This window comes from Georgenia yuyongxinii (assembly GCF_006352065.1).
GTDB lineage: Bacteria > Actinomycetota > Actinomycetes > Actinomycetales > Actinomycetaceae > Georgenia > Georgenia yuyongxinii.
The window spans coordinates 4,085,350-4,101,775 of the sequence record NZ_CP040915.1 but is presented as its reverse complement, the minus strand read 5'-3'; the positions used below and the strand labels follow the sequence as shown (position 1 = coordinate 4,101,775).

The following is a 16,426-nucleotide window of genomic DNA, read 5'->3' as shown; positions in this document are numbered from 1 at the left end:
GCGGCACATCCCCCGGCGGGCGGCGCGCACCCCCGCCGACCGGCGGGGGCGCGGACTACCGGCTCCTTCCCGCCCGTCGGCGGGGTTTCTGCGGGATCATGGCCACGGCGTGAGGGAGGCAGCCCGTGATCCGCGTGATGGTCGTCGACGACGAAGGCCTCGTGCGTTCCGGCCTGCGCCTGATCCTGAGCTCGGCGGCCGACCTGGAGGTGGTCGCCACCTGCGACGGCGTGCACGCTGTGGAGGAGGCCGACCGCCACCACCCCCACGTCGTCCTGCTGGACCTGCGCATGCCCGAGGTGGACGGCCTCACCGTGCTGCGGGCCCTCGTCGCACGCCCGCAGCCGCCCGCCGTGGCCATGCTCACGACGTTCGACACCGAGGACTACGTGGCCCAGGCCCTGGGCCTGGGCGCTGCCGGCTTCCTGCTCAAGGACACCGAGCCCGAGCAGCTCGTCCATGCCGTCCGGGTCCTGGCGGCCGGGGGCAAGATCCTCTCGCCGAAGGTCACCGACGCCGTCATCGGTGGCTACCTCAGCGCCAGCACCCCCGGGCCCGTGCGCGCCCGGATCGCGACGATGACCCCGCGCGAACGGGAGGTGCTCGCCCTCATCGGGCGGGGCCTGCCCAACGCCGACATCGCCGCCCGTCTCCACCTCAGCCCCGCGACGGTGAAGGACCACGTCAGTGCCGTGCTGACCAAGCTCGCGGTGGCGAACCGGGTCCAGGCGGCCGTGCTCGCGCGCGACGCCGGCCTCGCGCAGACGGCGCCGGAGCGATGAGCACGCCGTTCAAGGCACTCGGCACGCCGCTCAAGCCGGCGCTGAGCACACCGGTCAAGCAGGTCCTGGTCGACGCCGGACTGGTTGCCCTGGCCCTGGCCGACGCCGTGTTCAGCTCGGCCCGCGAGGGCGGCTATCCCCTCATGCTGTCGGTGGTCGCCGGACTCGGGCTCGCCGTCCGCCGTCGTTGGCCGTACGTCGCTTTCGCGTTGACGATGCCGGCGCTCTGGGTCGCCTACGTGCTCGTCGCCCCCGTGGTGGCGCTGTACACCGTGGCGGCCCGGGACCGGGCGCGCACGCCGTTGGTGGTGTGCGCCGTCCTGACCGCCGCCGGGTACTACCTGCCCTGGCCGATCACCCGGTTCGACTTACGTGTCAGCTCCCGTGAGCTGCTCGGCCTCGTGTACACGATCGTCTACGTGGGTGCGCCGCTCGGCCTGGGCCTGCTCAGCCGCACCCGGCGGGTGCTGGCGGACCAGCTCGCACAGCTCACCGCCGGCCGAGCCCGGGAGGAGCACCTGCAGGCCGAGCGTGCGCTCGCCGATGAGCGGGCCCGCCTCGCCCGCGAGATGCACGACGTCGTCTCCCACCAGGTGAGCCTGATCGCCGTGCAGGCCGGCGCGCTGCGGGTCACCGCTCCGGACGAGACGACCCGCGAGACCGCCGGCACCATCCGCGAGCTGAGCGTGCGCACCCTGGACGAGCTGCGGCGGATGATCGGCGTGCTGCGCGCCACCGGCGGCGCGCCGGTGGATCTGGCCCCGCAGCCGCGGCTGACCGACATTCCCCGGCTCGTGCGCGAGTCCGGGCTGGACGTGGCGGTGGACCTCTCGGCGGTGGCGGGCCGATCCTGGGCCGAGCCGACCGAGCGGGCCGCCTACCGCACCGTGCAGGAGGGGCTGACCAACGTCGGCAAGCACGCCCCCGGCGCGTCCGTGAGTGTGCAGGCCTCTCCGCACGGCACGGGACTCCTCGTCACTGTGCGCAACGGCCCGTCCGCGGGCGAGCCCCCGGCACCCTTGCCGGAGAGCGGTCACGGCCTGGTCGGGCTGCGCGAGCGCGCCGAGCTGCTCGGCGGCACCCTGTGGGCGGGCCCCACCCCGGACGGCGGGTTCCTCATCCGCGCCGTCCTGCCCGACGCCGTCGTGGAGGGGGTCGATCCGGCCTCGGCGGGCGCCGACCCGGCCGAGAGGCAGTCCGCCGTCGGCGGCGCCGGCGCCGAACATCGTGGGCCTGAGCGGCCCGGGCACTGATCCCGCGCAGCGGGCGGCTCGTGTCGCGGCGAGGCGAGTGCCGGGGGTCGCCACGACTGCGATCCTATACCCCCAGGGGGTATCGTGGTGGTGAGGCGACGGAAGGGGCGGGGAATGAGGGCTCCGCACGTACAGGATGGGCCGTCCGGCCCCCACGCGAGAGGCGAGGGGGAGAACCCCGCCGGTGCGCAACCCATCAGCGAGGCACACGCCGAGCATGCGGCGGGCGTCGGTCACGCCGGTCACGCGAACCACTCAGGCCATGGCCACGGTGATCACGTCGGGATGTTCCGCCGGCTGTTCTGGATCATGCTCGCGCTCGCAGTCCCGACCGTGCTGCTCAGCGACATGTTCGCCTCGATCGTGGGCTATTCGCTCCCCGACCTGTCCGGGCTGAGCCTCGTTGCGCCGGTGCTGGGGACCGTCATCTATGTGTGGGGCGGGCGGCCGTTCCTTAGCGGCGCTGTCTCGGAGGTCAGGGCACGCAAGCCGGGAATGATGCTCCTGATCGGCATGGCGATCACCGTCGCGTTCGTCGCCTCCTGGGGCGCCACCCTCGGCCTGCTCTCCCCGGAGCTGGACTTCTGGTGGGAGCTCGCACTCCTGGTGGTCATCATGCTCCTCGGCCACTGGCTCGAGATGCGCTCGCTCGCCCAGACATCCTCGGCACTGGACTCCCTCGCCGCGCTGCTGCCCGACCAGGCCGAACGCGTCGAGGGCGACCGGGTCGTCACCATCGCACCATCGGAGCTCCGGCTCGGCGACGTCGTCATCGTCCGCCCCGGCGGTCGGATCCCGGCCGACGGGGAGGTCGTGGAGGGTGCCGTGGACGTCGACGAGTCGATGATCACCGGTGAGTCCCGACCCGTCCGGCGCCGCCTCGGCGACCACGTCGTCGCCGGCACCGTCGCCACCGACAACGCCCTGCGCGTCAGGGTCGACGCCGTGGGCGAGGCGACAGCGCTGGCCGGCATCCAGCGACTCGTCGCCGAGGCCCAGGGCTCCACCACCCGCGCCCAGCTTCTCGCCGACAAGGCGGCCGGCTGGCTGTTCTGGTTCGCCCTGACGGCCGCCGCCATCACGGTCGCGATCTGGTCCGTTGTCGGCAGTCCTGACTTCGCGATCATCCGGGCGATCACGGTCCTGGTCATCGCGTGCCCCCACGCCCTGGGCCTGGCGATCCCGCTGGTGGTCTCGATCTCCACCGAGCGCGCCGCGAAGGGGGGCGTCCTGGTCAAGGAGCGGGCTGCCCTGGAGCGGATGCGCACCGTCGACGCGGTCCTGTTCGACAAGACCGGCACCCTGACCACGGGCGCGCCCGCCCTGCACGACGTCGTCACGACAGGTCTCGACGAGGCCGAGCTCCTCGCCATGGCCGGCGCCGCCGAGGCCGACAGCGAGCACCCGCTGGCCCGCGCCATCACCGCGGCGGCCGTCGACCGTGTTCTCGACGTGCCCCGCGCGAGCGACTTCTCCGCCTCGACCGCGGTCGGCGTCAGTGCCGTCGTGCACGGGCGACGGGTGGCCGTCGGCGGGCCCAACCTGCTTGCCGAGAACGGCCTTGCCCCGTTGCCGCAGACCGCCGCCTGGTCCGACCGGGGCGCGACCGTCCTGCACGTCCTGCTCGACGGGCAGGTCGCCGGGGCGCTGGCCCTGGAGGACGAGGTCCGTCAGGAGTCGCGCGAGGCGGTCGCCGCCCTGCACGCACTGGGCGTCCACGTCGCCATGATCACCGGCGACGCCGAGCCGGTGGCCCGAGCCGTGGCGGCCGAGCTCGACATCGACCAGGTCTTCGCGGGGGTGCGGCCGGAGCACAAGAGCGAGAAGGTCCTCGAGCTGCAGCGTCAGGGCCGCACCGTGGCGATGGTCGGCGACGGCGTCAACGATGCCCCGGCCCTCGCGCAGGCCGACGTCGGCATCGCCATCGGGGCCGGGACCGACGTCGCGATCGCGTCCGCCGGCGTCGTCCTCGCCTCCGACGACCCCCGCTCCGTCCTGTCGGTCATCCAGCTCTCGCGCGCCGGGTACCGGAAGATGAAGCAGAACCTGTGGTGGGCCGCCGGGTACAACCTCGCCGCCGTGCCGCTCGCCGCGGGCGTGCTCGCCCCGGTCGGGTTCGTCCTGCCCATGGAGGTGGGCGCGCTCCTGATGTCCGTCTCGACGATCGTCGTCGCCGCCAACGCCCAGCTCCTGCGCCGACTCGACCTCAGTCCCGGAGCCACGACGACGGAGCCACCACGACGACGGCGGCCCGCACCGAGTGGTGCGGGCCGCCGTGAAGGTCGGTCGGGCGTCAGCCGATCCGGATGAACACCGGGCTGGAGTGCGGGATCGCACCCTCGTACAGGGCGGTACCCGGCTGGCGGGCGGCGATGTGGTTGCCGTTGCCGGTGTAGATGCCCACGTGGCCCGGCCACCAGACGAGGTCGCCCGCCTGGGCCTCGGCGGCCGAGACCCGCGTGCCCGCGTTGGCCTGGGCGCTGGAGGAGCGCGGCAGACTGATGCCGACGTTGGCGAAGACATACTGGGTGAAGCCGGAGCAGTCGAACCCTGCCGGGGTGACGCCGCCGTAGACGTACGGCGTGCCGACGAACTGGCGGGCGTAGTTGACGATCGCGCTCGCGGAGGCGGCCGGTGCCGGTGCGGGGGCCGCCTCGGTGGCGGCGGCGGTCTCGGTGGCCTCGGCCAGTGCCGGACGCTCGCCGGAGCGGGACGCGGCGGCGGCCGGGCGTTCCACCGCGACGGTGACGACGCGGGGGGCCTTGGCGACCGCCTCGAGCGTCTCCACGCTCCACGTGACGTCGGCCGGGGCCACGACACTGGGGGTGGTGATCATCGCGGTGACGGCCTCGGCGGCGGCGGCGGAGATGTCGACCCGCGGCAGCGCGGTGGACTCCGAGCCGGCGGCGGTGGCCGAGGAGGCGGCAATGGTCAGGACCAGGCCGGAGGAGGCGACGGTGGCCAGACCCCGTCGTGCGCCCGGACCCATGCGCTGACCGAGCTCGGTCAGCGGCGTCGAGGGACGGCAGGCCCGGCGGTGCCGCGCGGTGGTGCTGGTGCTCATCGACTCTCCAGTTCCTCCGGGGTGAGCTGTCGGGTTCGGGCAGGAGATCGCCCGGTGCGCCGTCCTGGCCGCACTTCACCCCAAGGCCCTTGCGGGCCGCGAACACTGGTTCCCCCGTCCCCGCCGCGGGTTTGTACGACCCCGGGTGGCGGCAGGGTTCGGACTCCACCCGGAGACTTCGGGACGGGTAGTGCCCGAAGCAGGCATGACATTACCGGAACTTCAGTGCGGAAAGTTACGGCCGAATAACGCGTGTCACCGATTGGTCACGACGGCGGCACCTGTCACCACCCGTTGGACGTGCTTTCAGGGGACCTTTGTCCCGGCCGCGAGCACCCGCACAGCAGCACTTGTCAACAAAAATCGGACCTTTTGCGTCAGTAGGGGTACGCCGGATCACTCGTGGCTCGGTGGTTCGTCCACCTCGCCCGCGGCCCGTCGAGCCAGCACGAAGAGAAGGTCCGAGGCCCGGTTGAGGTAGGTCAGTGCCACGGCACTGACCGCGTGACCGGCCGCGCGGGCGCCCACCGCGTGACGTTCCGCCCGGCGCACCACGGTTCGCGCGTGGTCCAGGGCGGCCCCGGACGCGGTGGCGCCGGGCACCACGAACACCGGGCGCAGCGGACGTTCGACGACCAGGGCGTCGATGAGGGCCTCCAGGCGGGTGACCATGTCGTCGGTGACCCGAGAGACGCCGTCGGTCAGGTGGTGCCGCCGCTCCGGGTGGGTGGCAAGATCAGCGCCCACCACGAACAGCTCACGCTGCAACCGGAGCACCTCCTCGGCCAAGGACTGGTCGCCGCAGGCCGCGCGCGCCACGCCGAGGACGGCCACGGCCTCGTCGACGTCGCCGCCGGCGTCCACAAGCGCGTCCGCCTTGGACACTCGGCCACCGAGGAACATGCCGGTGGTCCCGTCGTCGCCGGTTCGGGTGTAGATCGTGGGGCTCACCCGACGCAGCATGGCACTCTTCCCCGCGCCGGGCGGACGGTGGGACCGAATACCGCTGAGCCACGCAGATGGGGGAAGATAGCTGCTCAACAACAGAACAGACAGTCCTGACCCAGGGGAAGCCGGTCGAATTCCGGCGCTGACCCGCAACCGTAGGCCGGGCGGCCTTATCGCCCCGGCGAGCCGGGATGCCTGGCCGGGGCGAGAAGGCTCCATCCGTCGAGGTCTGCGGACGAGCCCGGAGCCGTGTGCCCGCGGCCGTCCGGCGTGCGCCGGGGCCGGGTGCCAGGTGCCGGGGCGTCCCCGACCGCACCCGAGAGGCACGTGCATGACATCGACCACCACCCGAGCGCACCGCGGGATCCTCGCGGCACTGGCCGCGACCGGGTTGCTCGCTCCCGCGCTAGGTGCCGCGCCGGCACTCGCGGCCGCACCGGCGCCGGCGCTCGCCGCAGCTGCGGCACCGGTGACCGCCTCGGCCCCGCCCGGCGCCACCTCTGCGGGCGCCTGCGCGGCCGGGGAGGGGGTCAGCGTCGTCGTCGACCTGACCGATCTCGGCGGCGAGCTGGAGGTCGGCTGTGCCACCGGTGATCCCGCGACCGGCCGTGAGGCCCTCGAGGCGGCGGGCTTTCCCGCCACCGACTCCCAGCCGGGCATGATCTGCGCCATCGCCGGCCTGCCCGACCCGTGCCCCACGGAGTTCGACGGCAGGTACTGGGCATACTGGTCGGCCGAGCCCGCGGGGGAGTGGACCGCCCGCACCGAAGGCGCCGACACCGCGGACCCGGCACCGGGCACCTTCGAGGGCTGGCGCTACAACGACGGTGCCACCGCCCCCGGCGCCACCCCGGCCGAGGTGGTGGCCGCCGCCGGGGCCACGGCGCAGGACGGCGCCGAGCCGCCCGCACCCTCGGAGGTGACGGCCGCCGACGACGCGACCCCCGCCGAGGCGACCACCGCGGCGGGCACCTCGGACGACGCCGGCACGAACCGGGGCACCGTCGCCGCGCTCGCCGGGGCCGTGGTCCTGCTGGTCGTCGCGGGCGTGGTCGCCCGGCGACGTCGGGCCTGAGCCGAGACGACGACGGCGGGCGGGTGGCAGTCATGACGACGGCGGAGCGTGCCCCGGCCGGGTCGGCGCCACGCGTCGTACCCGCCCGAGCCGCGCTGCACCCGCTCGCCTGGTGGGCGTGGGCCCTGGGGCTGGCCGTCGCGGTCGGTCGCACCACCAACCCGCTGGTTCTCGGGCTGCTGCTCGCCGTCGTCGTCCTGGTCGTGATGGCCTGCCGCGACGACTCGCCGTGGGCCCGCGCCTTCGGCGGCTACCTCGTGCTCGGCGCCGTCATCGTGGTGATGCGGATGGGGTTCTACGTGCTGTTCGGGCTCGACGGCGCCGGGCCGGTGGTGCTCGAGCTGCCCAGCGTGTCCCTGCCCGAGTGGGTGCGCGGCATGGAGCTCCTGGGACCCGTCCACCTGTACGGGCTGCTCGACGCGGCGGTCGGCGGCCTGCGCCTGGCCGCCCTCGTGGTGTGCTTCGGCGCCGCGAACGCCCTGGCGAACCCCAAACGGGCGCTGCGATGCCTGCCCGCCTCGCTGCACCACCTCGGTACCGCGGTGGTCGTCGCGGTGACGGTCACCCCTCAGCTGGTCTCCGCCGTCGCCCGGGTGCGACGGGCGCAGCGGCTGCGCGGGCTGGACGGCCGGGGGCTCCGCCCCGCCGTCGCCCTGCTGGTGCCGGTGCTCCAGGACGCGCTCGACCATGCGCTCGAGCTGGCCGCCTCGATGGACTCGCGCGGGTACGCCCGGGCCAGCCACCCCGGCGGCGACCGCCGCGTGGGGGCGGCGCTCCTGCTCGCCCTCGTCGCCGCGGTGCTGGGCACCTACGGCTTGCTCGATGCCACGTCACCCGCCTGGATGGGCGTGCCCCTCCTGTCGCTGGGCGGCGCCGTGGCGGTGGCCGCCTCGCTCGCCGCCGGCCGCCGCGTGCGCCGCACCCGTTACCGCCCCGACCCCTGGCGGGCGACGGAAGCCCTCGTGGCCGGCGCGGGCGCTCTCGCAGCGCTGATCGTGGCGGTGGCGGCCGCAGCCGACCCGGGGGCCTCGAACCCGCCCGCCGGCACCGCCCAGTTCCTGGCACTGCCGCCGGCCGCCGTCCTGGCCGCCGCCTGCGCGCTGGTGCCGCTGCTCATGAGGAGGAGCCGGTGATCCGGTTCGAGGACGTCTCGGTCACCTACGCCGGCGCCACCACGCCGGCGCTGCGCGAGGTCACCGCGCACGTCCGGGAGGGGGAGCTGTGCCTCGTCGTCGGGCCGACCGGCTCGGGCAAGTCCACGCTGCTCGGCGCCGCGTGCGGGCGGGTGCCGCACTTCACCGGCGGCCTGCTGACCGGTCGCGTGGTCGTGGCGGGCCGCGACACGCGTGACCACCTGCCGCGTGACCTGGCCGACGTCGTCGGTGTGGTCGGGCAGGACCCGCTCGCCGGGTTCGTCACCGACTCGGTGGAGGAAGAGCTCGCCTACGCGATGGAGCAGCTCGGCGTCGGCCCGGCCGTCATGCGCAAGCGGGTGGAGGAGGTGCTCGACCTGCTCGGCCTGGCCCCGCTGCGCGACCGGCCGCTGCGCACCCTCTCGGGCGGGGAGCAGCAGCGGGTGGCCATCGGCGCGGTGCTCACCGCCCAGCCCCGGGTGCTGGTGCTCGACGAGCCGACCTCGGCGCTGGATCCCGCGGCCGCAGAGGAGGTCCTCGCGGCGCTCGCCCGCCTCGTGCACGATCTCGGCCTCACCGTGCTGCTCGCCGAGCACCGCCTCGAGCGCGTGGTCCAGCTGGCCGACCGGGTCATCGCGCTGGACGCCGACGGCGGCGTCACGCAGGGCGAGCCGGCCGCCGTGCTGGCCACCGCCGTGGTCGCGCCGCCGGTGGTCGAGCTGGGTCGGCTGGCCGGCTGGGACCCGCTCCCGCTGTCGGTGCGGGACGCCCGGCGCCAGGCCGGTCCGCTCCGCGAGCGACTGCTCGGGACGACGGCGTCCGCCGCGCCGCCCGCGCCCCGTACGTCCCCGCTCGCGCCCGGTGCGCAGCAGCCTCTCGCACCCGGTGCGCCCACACCGGCCGGGCAGCCGCTCCTGCGCGCCCGCGGTCTGCACGTCCACCACGGCGCCGTGCACGCCGTCCGCGGCGTCGATCTCGACCTGCACCGCGGCGAGGTGGTCGCGCTCATGGGCCGCAACGGCTCGGGCAAGTCGTCGCTGCTGTGGGCGCTGCAGGGACAGGGCCCTCGGTCGGGAGGGACGGTCCGGCTGACGACGGCGGAGCTCGGCCCGCGCGGCGCGGACCCCGCCGCCATGCGGCCCGGCGAGGCACGCCGCCACGTGGCGCTCGTGCCGCAGTCCCCGGCCGACCTGCTCTACCTGCCCACCGTCGACGGCGAGTGCGCCACCGCCGACGCTCAGGCCGATGCCGCGCCGGGCGCCACCCGGGCGCTGCTCGACGGCGTCGCTCCCGGTGTGCCCGGATCGCGTCATCCCCGCGACCTCTCCGAGGGACAACGCCTCGCCCTCGCCCTGGCCGTCCAGCTGGCCGGCCGGCCCGACGTCGTCCTGCTCGACGAGCCCACCCGCGGCCTCGACTACGCCGCCAAGGCTGCCCTGACCCGGACCCTCACTGCGCTCGCGGACAGCGGCTGCGCCGTCCTGCTGTCCACCCACGACGTGGAGTTCGTGGCGGGCTGCGCCGCCCGCGTGCTCCTGCTGGCCGACGGCGAGGTTGTGGTCGACGCCCCGGCCGGCGAGGTGCTCCCCGGTTCCCCGACGTTCTCCCCGCAGGTCGCCAAGATCCTCCACCCGGTCCCGGTGCTCACGGTCGACGGCGTCCGCGGCCTGCTCGTGGAGGCCCGCAGATGAGCCGCGCCCCGAACCCGGTGGAGCGCACATCGCGCCTGGTGCAGCGTGTGACGGCCGTGCCCGTCACCCCGCGCACGGCGGTGGCGCTCGCGCTCGCCTCGGTGGTGGGCCTGCTGGCGTTCGGCTGGCCGCTGCTCGTTGACCCGGGCGCCGTGCTCGGCACCGGCACGGACGCCCCGCTGGTGCTCGCGGTGGTGCTCGTGGCGGTGCTGGGCGTGCTGTTCGTCGGGCTCGGGGAGGGTGCCCTCGACGTGAAGGCGATCGCCGTGCTGGGGCTGCTCTCCGCGGTCGGTGCGGTGCTGCGCCCGCTTGCCGCCGGCATGGCCGGCGTGGAGACGGTCTTCTTCCTGCTCGTGCTCGCCGGCCGGGTGTTCGGGCCGGGCTTCGGGTTCGTCCTGGGCGCGACGACCCTTTTCGCCTCCGCGCTGCTCACCGGTGGGGTCGGGCCGTGGCTGCCCTTCCAGATGCTCGGCGCCGCCTGGGTGGGGTTGGGGGCCGGCCTGCTGCCTCGGCGTGCCCGCGGCACGGCGGAACTGGCCATGCTCGCGGGCTACGCCGTGGTCGCCGCAGTGGCTTTCGGGGTAGCGATGAACCTGTCCTTCTGGCCGTTCCAGCTCGGCCTGGGCACTGACCTGTCGTTCGCGGCGGGGGACCCGGCGGGGGAGAACCTGCGTCGATTCCTGCTCTACTCCCTCACCACCTCGCTCGCCTGGGACATCGGCCGGGCGGTGACGACGGCGGCCGGCGTCCTCCTCTTCGGCCGGCCGGTGCTGGCCACGCTGCGCCGAGCCGCCACCCGGGCGGCGTTCGCCCCCGCGAAACTCCCACCCGCCTGACCATCGACGCCGGCGCACTCGTCCGCCGGCCGCCTCCGCCCGCCCGGCGAGTTGCGCCGTCGGGCCCTGTCAGGTCTGCCGACCTGACGCCGGGCTCGCCGAATCGACGTCAGGTCCGCCGACGCCGTCGGCCACGCCGACCTGAGTTCAGCTGAGCCAAACCACGGTCAGCAATCCCGGCAGTGGCTTGCGCAGCAACCGTGGGACGGTACGGGAGGGCGTCGACCGGTTGACGCCGTGTCCGAGAGACGGTGCGGGACGCACGCCAACCGGCCGACCCGTCGTCCGGGAGACGGCGCCACCCGAGGCCGGACACGGGTCCGGTGGCCCTTCTCACCCACCACGCCGCGCCAGATCCCGCATCCAGGAAGAACCACTACATATAGTGGCCCAGCAATCGATTCGACCCAAGATCTTGTGGTGACACGGCGTCAGAACGGGCGGACAATGGGGACGTAACGGTCCCCTCCGCAACGCCGATAGGAACCCAGAAGGAGACGAGATGTCCGTGACTCCCGCGTCGGGCCGGAAGGCTTCGGCACGCACCTCCAAGGCGAAGGGCCTGGCGATCCCGCGCGTGTTCTCCACCGCCGGCGCCCATCCCTACGACGAGGTGGAGTGGGAGCGTCGCGACATCGTCCAGACCAACTGGAAGACCGGCGAGACGATCTTCGAGCAGCGGGGCACCGAGTTCCCCGCGTCCTGGTCCGTCAACGCCTCCACCATCGTCGCGACCAAGTACTTCCGCGGCGCCGTCGGCTCCGACGCCCGCGAGCAGAGCCTGCGCCAGCTCATCGACCGCGTGGTCAGCACCTACACGCGCGCCGGCACGGAGTACGGCTACTTCGCCACGGAAGACGACGCCGCCGTCTTCTCCGACGAGCTCACCTGGCTGCTGCTCAACCAGTACTTCGCGTTCAACTCCCCGGTGTGGTTCAACGTGGGCACCCCGGCGCCTCAGCAGGTCAGCGCCTGCTTCATCCTCTCGGTCGACGATACGATGGACTCGATCCTCAACTGGTACCGCGAGGAGGGAATGATCTTCAAGGGCGGCTCGGGCGCCGGGCTGAACCTTTCCCGCATCCGCTCCTCCAAGGAGCTGCTCTCCTCCGGCGGCAACGCCTCCGGGCCCATCTCCTTCATGCGCGGCGCAGACGCCTCCGCGGGCACCATCAAGTCCGGCGGCGCCACCCGGCGCGCGGCCAAGATGGTCGTGCTCGACGTGGACCACCCGGACATCGAGGAGTTCGTCGAGACCAAGGCACGCGAGGAGGACAAGATCCGCGCCCTGCGCGAGGCCGGCTTCGACATGGACCTCGGCGGCAAGGACATCGTCTCCGTCCAGTACCAGAACGCCAACAACTCCGTCCGTGTCAGCGACGAGTTCATGCGCGCGGTCGAGGACGGCGGCACGTTCGACCTCAAGGCCCGCCAGGACGGCCACGTGGTGGAGACCGTCGACGCCAAGCAGCTCTTCCGGAAGATCTCCCAGGCGGCCTGGGAGTGCGCCGACCCGGGCCTGCAGTACGACGACACCATCAACGACTGGCACACCAGCCCGGAGTCGGGTCGCATCACCGCCTCGAACCCGTGCAGCGAATACCTGCACCTGGACAACTCCTCGTGCAACCTCTCCTCGATCAACCTGCTGAAGTTCCTGCGCGAGGACGACACCTTCGACGCCGAACGGTTCGTCGCCGTCGTCGAGCTCGTGATCACCGCGATGGACATCTCCATCAGCTTCGCCGACTTCCCCACCGAGGCGATCGCCGAGACCACCCGCGCCTTCCGCCAGCTCGGCATCGGCTACGCCAACCTCGGCGCCCTGCTCATGGCCACCGGCCACGGCTACGACTCCGACGGCGGCCGGGCGCTGGCCGCGGCCATCACCTCGCTCATGACGGCCACGGCGTACCGGCGCTCCGCCGAGCTCGCCGGGGTCCTGGGCGCCTACGACGGTTACGCCCGCAACGCCGAGGCGCACCAGCGGGTCATGCGCAAGCACGCCGCGGCCAACGACGCCCTGCGCACCGTCAACGCGATGGACGCCGCCATCCGCACCGCCGCCCTCGAGCAGTGGCGCACCGGCCTCAAGCTCGGCGAGGCCGGCGGCTGGCGCAACGCGCAGGCCTCGCTGCTCGCACCGACCGGGACCATCGGCTTCATGATGGACTGCGACACCACCGGCATCGAGCCCGACTTCTCGCTGGTGAAGTTCAAGAAGCTCGTCGGTGGCGGTTCGATGCAGATCGTCAACCAGACCGTGCCCCGCGCGCTGCGGCGGCTGGGATACGCCGAGGAGACGGTCGAGGCGATCGTCGAGCACATCGCGAACCACGGGCACGTCGTCGACGCACCGGGACTCAAGCTCGAGCACTACGAGGTCTTCGACACCGCCATGGGCCGGCGCTCCATCGCGCCCACGGGGCACGTGCAGATGATGGCCACCGTCCAGCCGTTCCTCTCCGGCGCGATCTCCAAGACGGTCAACCTGCCCGAGACGGCCACCGTGGAGGACATCGAGCAGGTCTACTTCGACGGCTGGAAGCTCGGCCTGAAGGCCCTGGCGGTCTACCGCGACAACTGCAAGGTCGGCCAGCCGCTCTCCGACGGCAAGGCTGCCAAGAAGGCCGAGAAGCCCGCGCCGACGGCGGAGCCCACCGAGCCCCAGCGCGCGGTCCGCCGCCGCCTGCCCAAGTCCCGCCCCTCGATCACCACCTCGTTCCGGGTCGGTGGGGCCGAGGGCTACATGACCGCGGGGTCGTACCCAGACGACGGCCTGGGCGAGGTCTTCCTCAAGCTCGGCAAGCAGGGTTCCACCCTGGCGGGGGTCATGGACGCCTTCTCGATCGCCGTCTCCATCGGGCTGCAGCACGGGGTGCCGCTGGAGATCTTCATCCAGAAGTTCACCAACCTGCGCTTCGAGCCGGCGGGCATGACCGACGACCCGGACATCCGGATGGCGCAGTCGATCGTGGACTACATCTTCCGGCGCCTCGCCCTGGACTACCTGCCCTACGAGACCCGGGCCGGCATGGGCATCCACACGACCGCGGAGCGCAAGCGGTACGCCGAGACCGGCTCCTACGAGGAGAGCGGTGCCTACGACGACGCGAGCGACGTCGCGGCCGAGCTGGAGACCTTGAACCAGACCGCGGGGGTCGACGCTGCCGTGCCCTCACCGGCGCACTCCTCCGCCGAGCTGCTCGAGCTGCAGCAGGGCCAGCACGCCGACGCGCCGTTGTGCATGTCCTGCGGGACGAAGATGCGCCCCGCCGGCAGCTGCTACGTGTGCGAGAACTGCGGGTCGACCTCCGGCTGCAGCTGAACCGCCGCATCCCGGCGAGATGTCATCTTCTCCGTGAGATGTCATCTCGCCCGGGGTCTCGGGCCTGGGCCACCAGGGACCGGCCGAGGTCATGTCACTGAACCCCCAAGCGCTCCGCCGCGGATGATCGGCGCAGACCAGGGCGGCGTGTCAAGACTCCGTCAGGATCCGGCGGGCGGGTGTCAGGATCCCGGTAGCAACGCCGTCGGGCAGTCCCGGATGTGACACAACGGCAGCATGGCCGCAGTCCAGAGCGTCCCCGATCTCGTCAAGCGGGCCCTTGTGGGCCGGCCGGTGCGTAGCGAGCGGTTGAATGCCACGCTGCTGCCCAAGCGCATCGCCCTGCCCGTGTTCGCCTCCGACGCGCTCTCGTCTGTGGCGTACGCCCCCGACGAGATCCTGCTGACCCTCTCCCTCGCCGGGATGGCCGCCGTGACACTGGCGCCCTGGGTGGGCGTGGCCGTTGTCGTCGTCATGATGGCGGTGGTCGCCTCCTACCGGCAGACGGTGCATGCCTACCCCTCAGGCGGGGGCGGGTATGCCGTCGTGCGGGAGAACCTCGGTGCCCGGGCGGGCATGGTGGTGGCCAGCGCGCTCCTCGTGGACTACGTGCTCACCGTGGCGGTGTCGGTCTCCTCCGGGATGCAGTACCTGGCCGCGGCCATTCCGGCCGCCCGCGGGCACGAGGTCGTGCTCGGCGTAGCGGTCGTCGTCGTGCTGGCGGTGCTCAACCTGCGGGGCGTGCGCGAGTCGGGCACCGCGTTCGCTGTCCCCGTGTACGCCTTCATCGGGTCGATCGGCCTGATGCTCCTCGTCGGCGTGTGGCAGCTGGTCACCGGGACGATGCACACCGCCGCCTCGGCCAGCTTCACGATCGCCCCGAACGCCGCGTTCAGCCAGGGCCTGACCGGGCTTGCCGGAGGCTTCCTCGTGCTGCGGGCGTTCTCGTCCGGCTCCGCGGCCCTGACCGGCATCGAGGCCGTGAGCAACGGGGTGCCGGCGTTCCGCCGTCCGAAGTCCCGCAACGCGGCGACGACGCTGCTTCTCCTGGGCCTCATCGCCGCGACCATGCTCATGTCGATCCTTTTGCTGGCAGGTGCGACCGGCCTGCGGTTCGCCCAGGACCCTGCCACCCAGCTGCTCCTTCACGGCCGGCCGGTGGGGCACGGCTACGCCCAGGACCCGGTGATCAGCCAGATCGCTGCGACCGTCTTCCACGGCGTGCCGGTGCTGTTCGTCCTCGTCACGATCACCACAGGGTTCATCCTCGTGCTCGCCGCGAACACGGCCTTCAACGGCTTCCCGGCGCTCGGCTCGGTCCTCGCCCGCGACGGCCTCCTGCCCCGCCAGATGCACACCCGGGGCGATCGGCTGGCCTTCTCCAACGGCATCGTCCTGCTGGCCGCCGGGGCCTGCGCCTTCATCATCGCCTTCGGTGCCGAGGTCACCCGGCTCATCCAGCTCTACATCGTCGGGGTGTTCGTCTCCTTCACCCTCAGTCAGTTCGGGATGGTGCGGCACTGGGGCCGGCACCTGCTCGGCGAGCGGGACCGGCAGGTCCGGGCCCACATGCGCCGGTCACGCGCGATCAACACCTTCGGTGGGGTCCTCACCTCGGTGGTGCTCGTCATCGTGCTCGTCACGAAGTTCACCCACGGCGCCTGGATCGCAGTCCTGCTCATGGCGGTGCTCTTCCTCGGCATGCGCGGCATCGCCCGGCACTACGAGGGCGTTTCGCGCGACATCACCGTCCTCGACCCCTCCGTGTCCCGTGCCCTGCCGCCGCGGGTGCACGGCATCGTCCTCGTCTCCAAGCTGCACGAGCCCGCCATGCGGGCCATCGCCTACGCCCGCGCCACCCGACCGACGACGCTCGAGGCCCTGACGGTGAACATCGACTCGGACGAGACGGCCGCCCTGCGCCAGGCGTGGGAGGAGTTCGAGATCCCGGTCCCGCTCACGGTGCTCGGCTCCCCGTTCCGGGAGATCACCCGGCCGGTGGTGGACTACGTCCGCTCCGTGCGGTGGGAGGCCCCGCGCGACCTCGTCGTCGTCTTCGTGCCCGAGTACGTGGTCAGCCACTGGTGGGAGCAGGCGCTGCACAACCAGAGCGCCCTGCGCCTCAAGGCCCGGCTGCTGTTTACGCCCGGGGTGGTCATGGCGTCGGTCCCCTTCCAGCTGCACGAGGAGGACCGCCTCGACCGGCCGGCACACCCGGGCGCAGACGGGGCGCGCCGGGGGACCGCGTGACAACGCTGCTGCCGCCGGCACCGGTGGAGGGGTCGGAAGGGGGCCGGTCTTGGGCCGTGCCGGGCG

General features: G+C 73.0%; 11 protein-coding genes and 2 riboswitches. Of the genes, 9 read left to right on the top strand and 2 right to left on the bottom strand.

Annotated elements, in window-relative coordinates; all coding sequences use genetic code 11:
• Positions 1–125: 125 nt before the first annotated feature.
• The 3 genes from FE374_RS18690 to FE374_RS18680 all read left to right on the top strand — a co-directional run bounded on the left by FE374_RS18690 (position 126) and on the right by FE374_RS18680 (position 4,345).
• Entirely contained in the window at positions 126–782 is a 657-nt protein-coding gene (locus FE374_RS18690; RefSeq protein ID WP_139931041.1) for a response regulator, read from the top strand.
• Positions 779–2,035 carry a sensor histidine kinase gene (locus FE374_RS18685; RefSeq protein ID WP_139931039.1) on the top strand — a complete coding sequence of 419 codons (1,257 nt, stop codon included), beginning with the start codon at positions 779–781 and terminating at the stop codon, positions 2,033–2,035. The genes FE374_RS18690 and FE374_RS18685 overlap by 4 nt, the downstream gene beginning before the upstream one ends.
• A 114-nt stretch (positions 2,036–2,149) precedes the next feature.
• Complete coding sequence (locus tag FE374_RS18680; RefSeq protein ID WP_139931037.1) at positions 2,150–4,345, top strand: heavy metal translocating P-type ATPase; 2,196 nt, start codon at positions 2,150–2,152, stop codon at positions 4,343–4,345.
• Here FE374_RS18680 and FE374_RS19340 read toward each other — a convergent pair.
• The gene (locus tag FE374_RS19340) at positions 4,329–5,099 is read right to left on the bottom strand and encodes a C40 family peptidase (protein WP_168205764.1); all 771 of its coding nucleotides are present in this window, start codon (positions 5,097–5,099) and stop codon (positions 4,329–4,331) included. The genes FE374_RS18680 and FE374_RS19340 overlap by 17 nt on opposite strands.
• Positions 5,096–5,246, bottom strand: a riboswitch (cyclic di-AMP (ydaO/yuaA leader). (Overlaps the previous gene by 4 nt.)
• A 249-nt stretch (positions 5,247–5,495) precedes the next feature.
• On the bottom strand, positions 5,496–6,050 hold the full coding sequence (locus FE374_RS18665; protein WP_223173587.1) for a cob(I)yrinic acid a,c-diamide adenosyltransferase: 555 nt from the start codon (positions 6,048–6,050) through the stop codon (positions 5,496–5,498).
• 116 nt (positions 6,051–6,166) lie between these two features.
• Positions 6,167–6,243: riboswitch (cobalamin riboswitch) on the top strand.
• Between the two features lie 135 nt (positions 6,244–6,378).
• Between FE374_RS18665 and FE374_RS18660 the strand changes: the two genes are divergently transcribed.
• The 6 genes from FE374_RS18660 (at position 6,379) to FE374_RS18635 (ending at position 16,360) form a co-directional block, all read left to right on the top strand.
• Positions 6,379–7,122 carry a hypothetical protein gene (locus FE374_RS18660; protein WP_139931033.1) on the top strand — a complete coding sequence of 248 codons (744 nt, stop codon included), beginning with the start codon at positions 6,379–6,381 and terminating at the stop codon, positions 7,120–7,122.
• A 32-nt stretch (positions 7,123–7,154) separates the two neighbouring features.
• The gene (locus FE374_RS18655; protein WP_139931031.1) at positions 7,155–8,255 is read left to right on the top strand and encodes an energy-coupling factor transporter transmembrane component T; all 1,101 of its coding nucleotides are present in this window, start codon (positions 7,155–7,157) and stop codon (positions 8,253–8,255) included.
• The gene (locus FE374_RS18650; RefSeq protein WP_139931029.1) at positions 8,252–9,946 is read left to right on the top strand and encodes an ABC transporter ATP-binding protein; all 1,695 of its coding nucleotides are present in this window, start codon (positions 8,252–8,254) and stop codon (positions 9,944–9,946) included. Before FE374_RS18655 ends, FE374_RS18650 begins: the two co-directional genes overlap by 4 nt.
• Positions 9,943–10,782: an ECF transporter S component gene (locus tag FE374_RS18645; protein WP_223173586.1), complete on the top strand. Its 840-nt coding sequence runs from the start codon at positions 9,943–9,945 to the stop codon at positions 10,780–10,782. The genes FE374_RS18650 and FE374_RS18645 overlap by 4 nt, the downstream gene beginning before the upstream one ends.
• 502 nt (positions 10,783–11,284) lie before the next feature.
• Positions 11,285–14,110, top strand: a complete 2,826-nt coding sequence (locus tag FE374_RS18640) for a vitamin B12-dependent ribonucleotide reductase (protein WP_139931027.1) — start codon at positions 11,285–11,287, stop codon at positions 14,108–14,110.
• Between the two features lie 237 nt (positions 14,111–14,347).
• Positions 14,348–16,360 (top strand): APC family permease, encoded by a 2,013-nt coding sequence (locus tag FE374_RS18635; protein WP_139931025.1) that lies wholly within the window; start codon positions 14,348–14,350, stop codon positions 16,358–16,360.
• Positions 16,361–16,426: the final 66 nt, after the last annotated feature.

What these genes read in the sequence shown, in the direction of transcription:
- FE374_RS18685 (WP_139931039.1), top strand. Translation starts at nt 779, where the DNA reads ATGAGCACGCCGTTCAAGGCACTCGGCACGCCGCTCAAGCCGGCGCTG.
- FE374_RS18680 (WP_139931037.1), top strand. Translation starts at nt 2,150, where the DNA reads ATGAGGGCTCCGCACGTACAGGATGGGCCGTCCGGCCCCCACGCGAGA.
- FE374_RS19340 (WP_168205764.1), bottom strand. Translation starts at nt 5,099, where the DNA reads ATGAGCACCAGCACCACCGCGCGGCACCGCCGGGCCTGCCGTCCCTCG.
- FE374_RS18660 (WP_139931033.1), top strand. Translation starts at nt 6,379, where the DNA reads ATGACATCGACCACCACCCGAGCGCACCGCGGGATCCTCGCGGCACTG.
- FE374_RS18655 (WP_139931031.1), top strand. Translation starts at nt 7,155, where the DNA reads ATGACGACGGCGGAGCGTGCCCCGGCCGGGTCGGCGCCACGCGTCGTA.
- FE374_RS18645 (WP_223173586.1), top strand. Translation starts at nt 9,943, where the DNA reads ATGAGCCGCGCCCCGAACCCGGTGGAGCGCACATCGCGCCTGGTGCAG.
- FE374_RS18640 (WP_139931027.1), top strand. Translation starts at nt 11,285, where the DNA reads ATGTCCGTGACTCCCGCGTCGGGCCGGAAGGCTTCGGCACGCACCTCC.
- FE374_RS18635 (WP_139931025.1), top strand. Translation starts at nt 14,348, where the DNA reads ATGGCCGCAGTCCAGAGCGTCCCCGATCTCGTCAAGCGGGCCCTTGTG.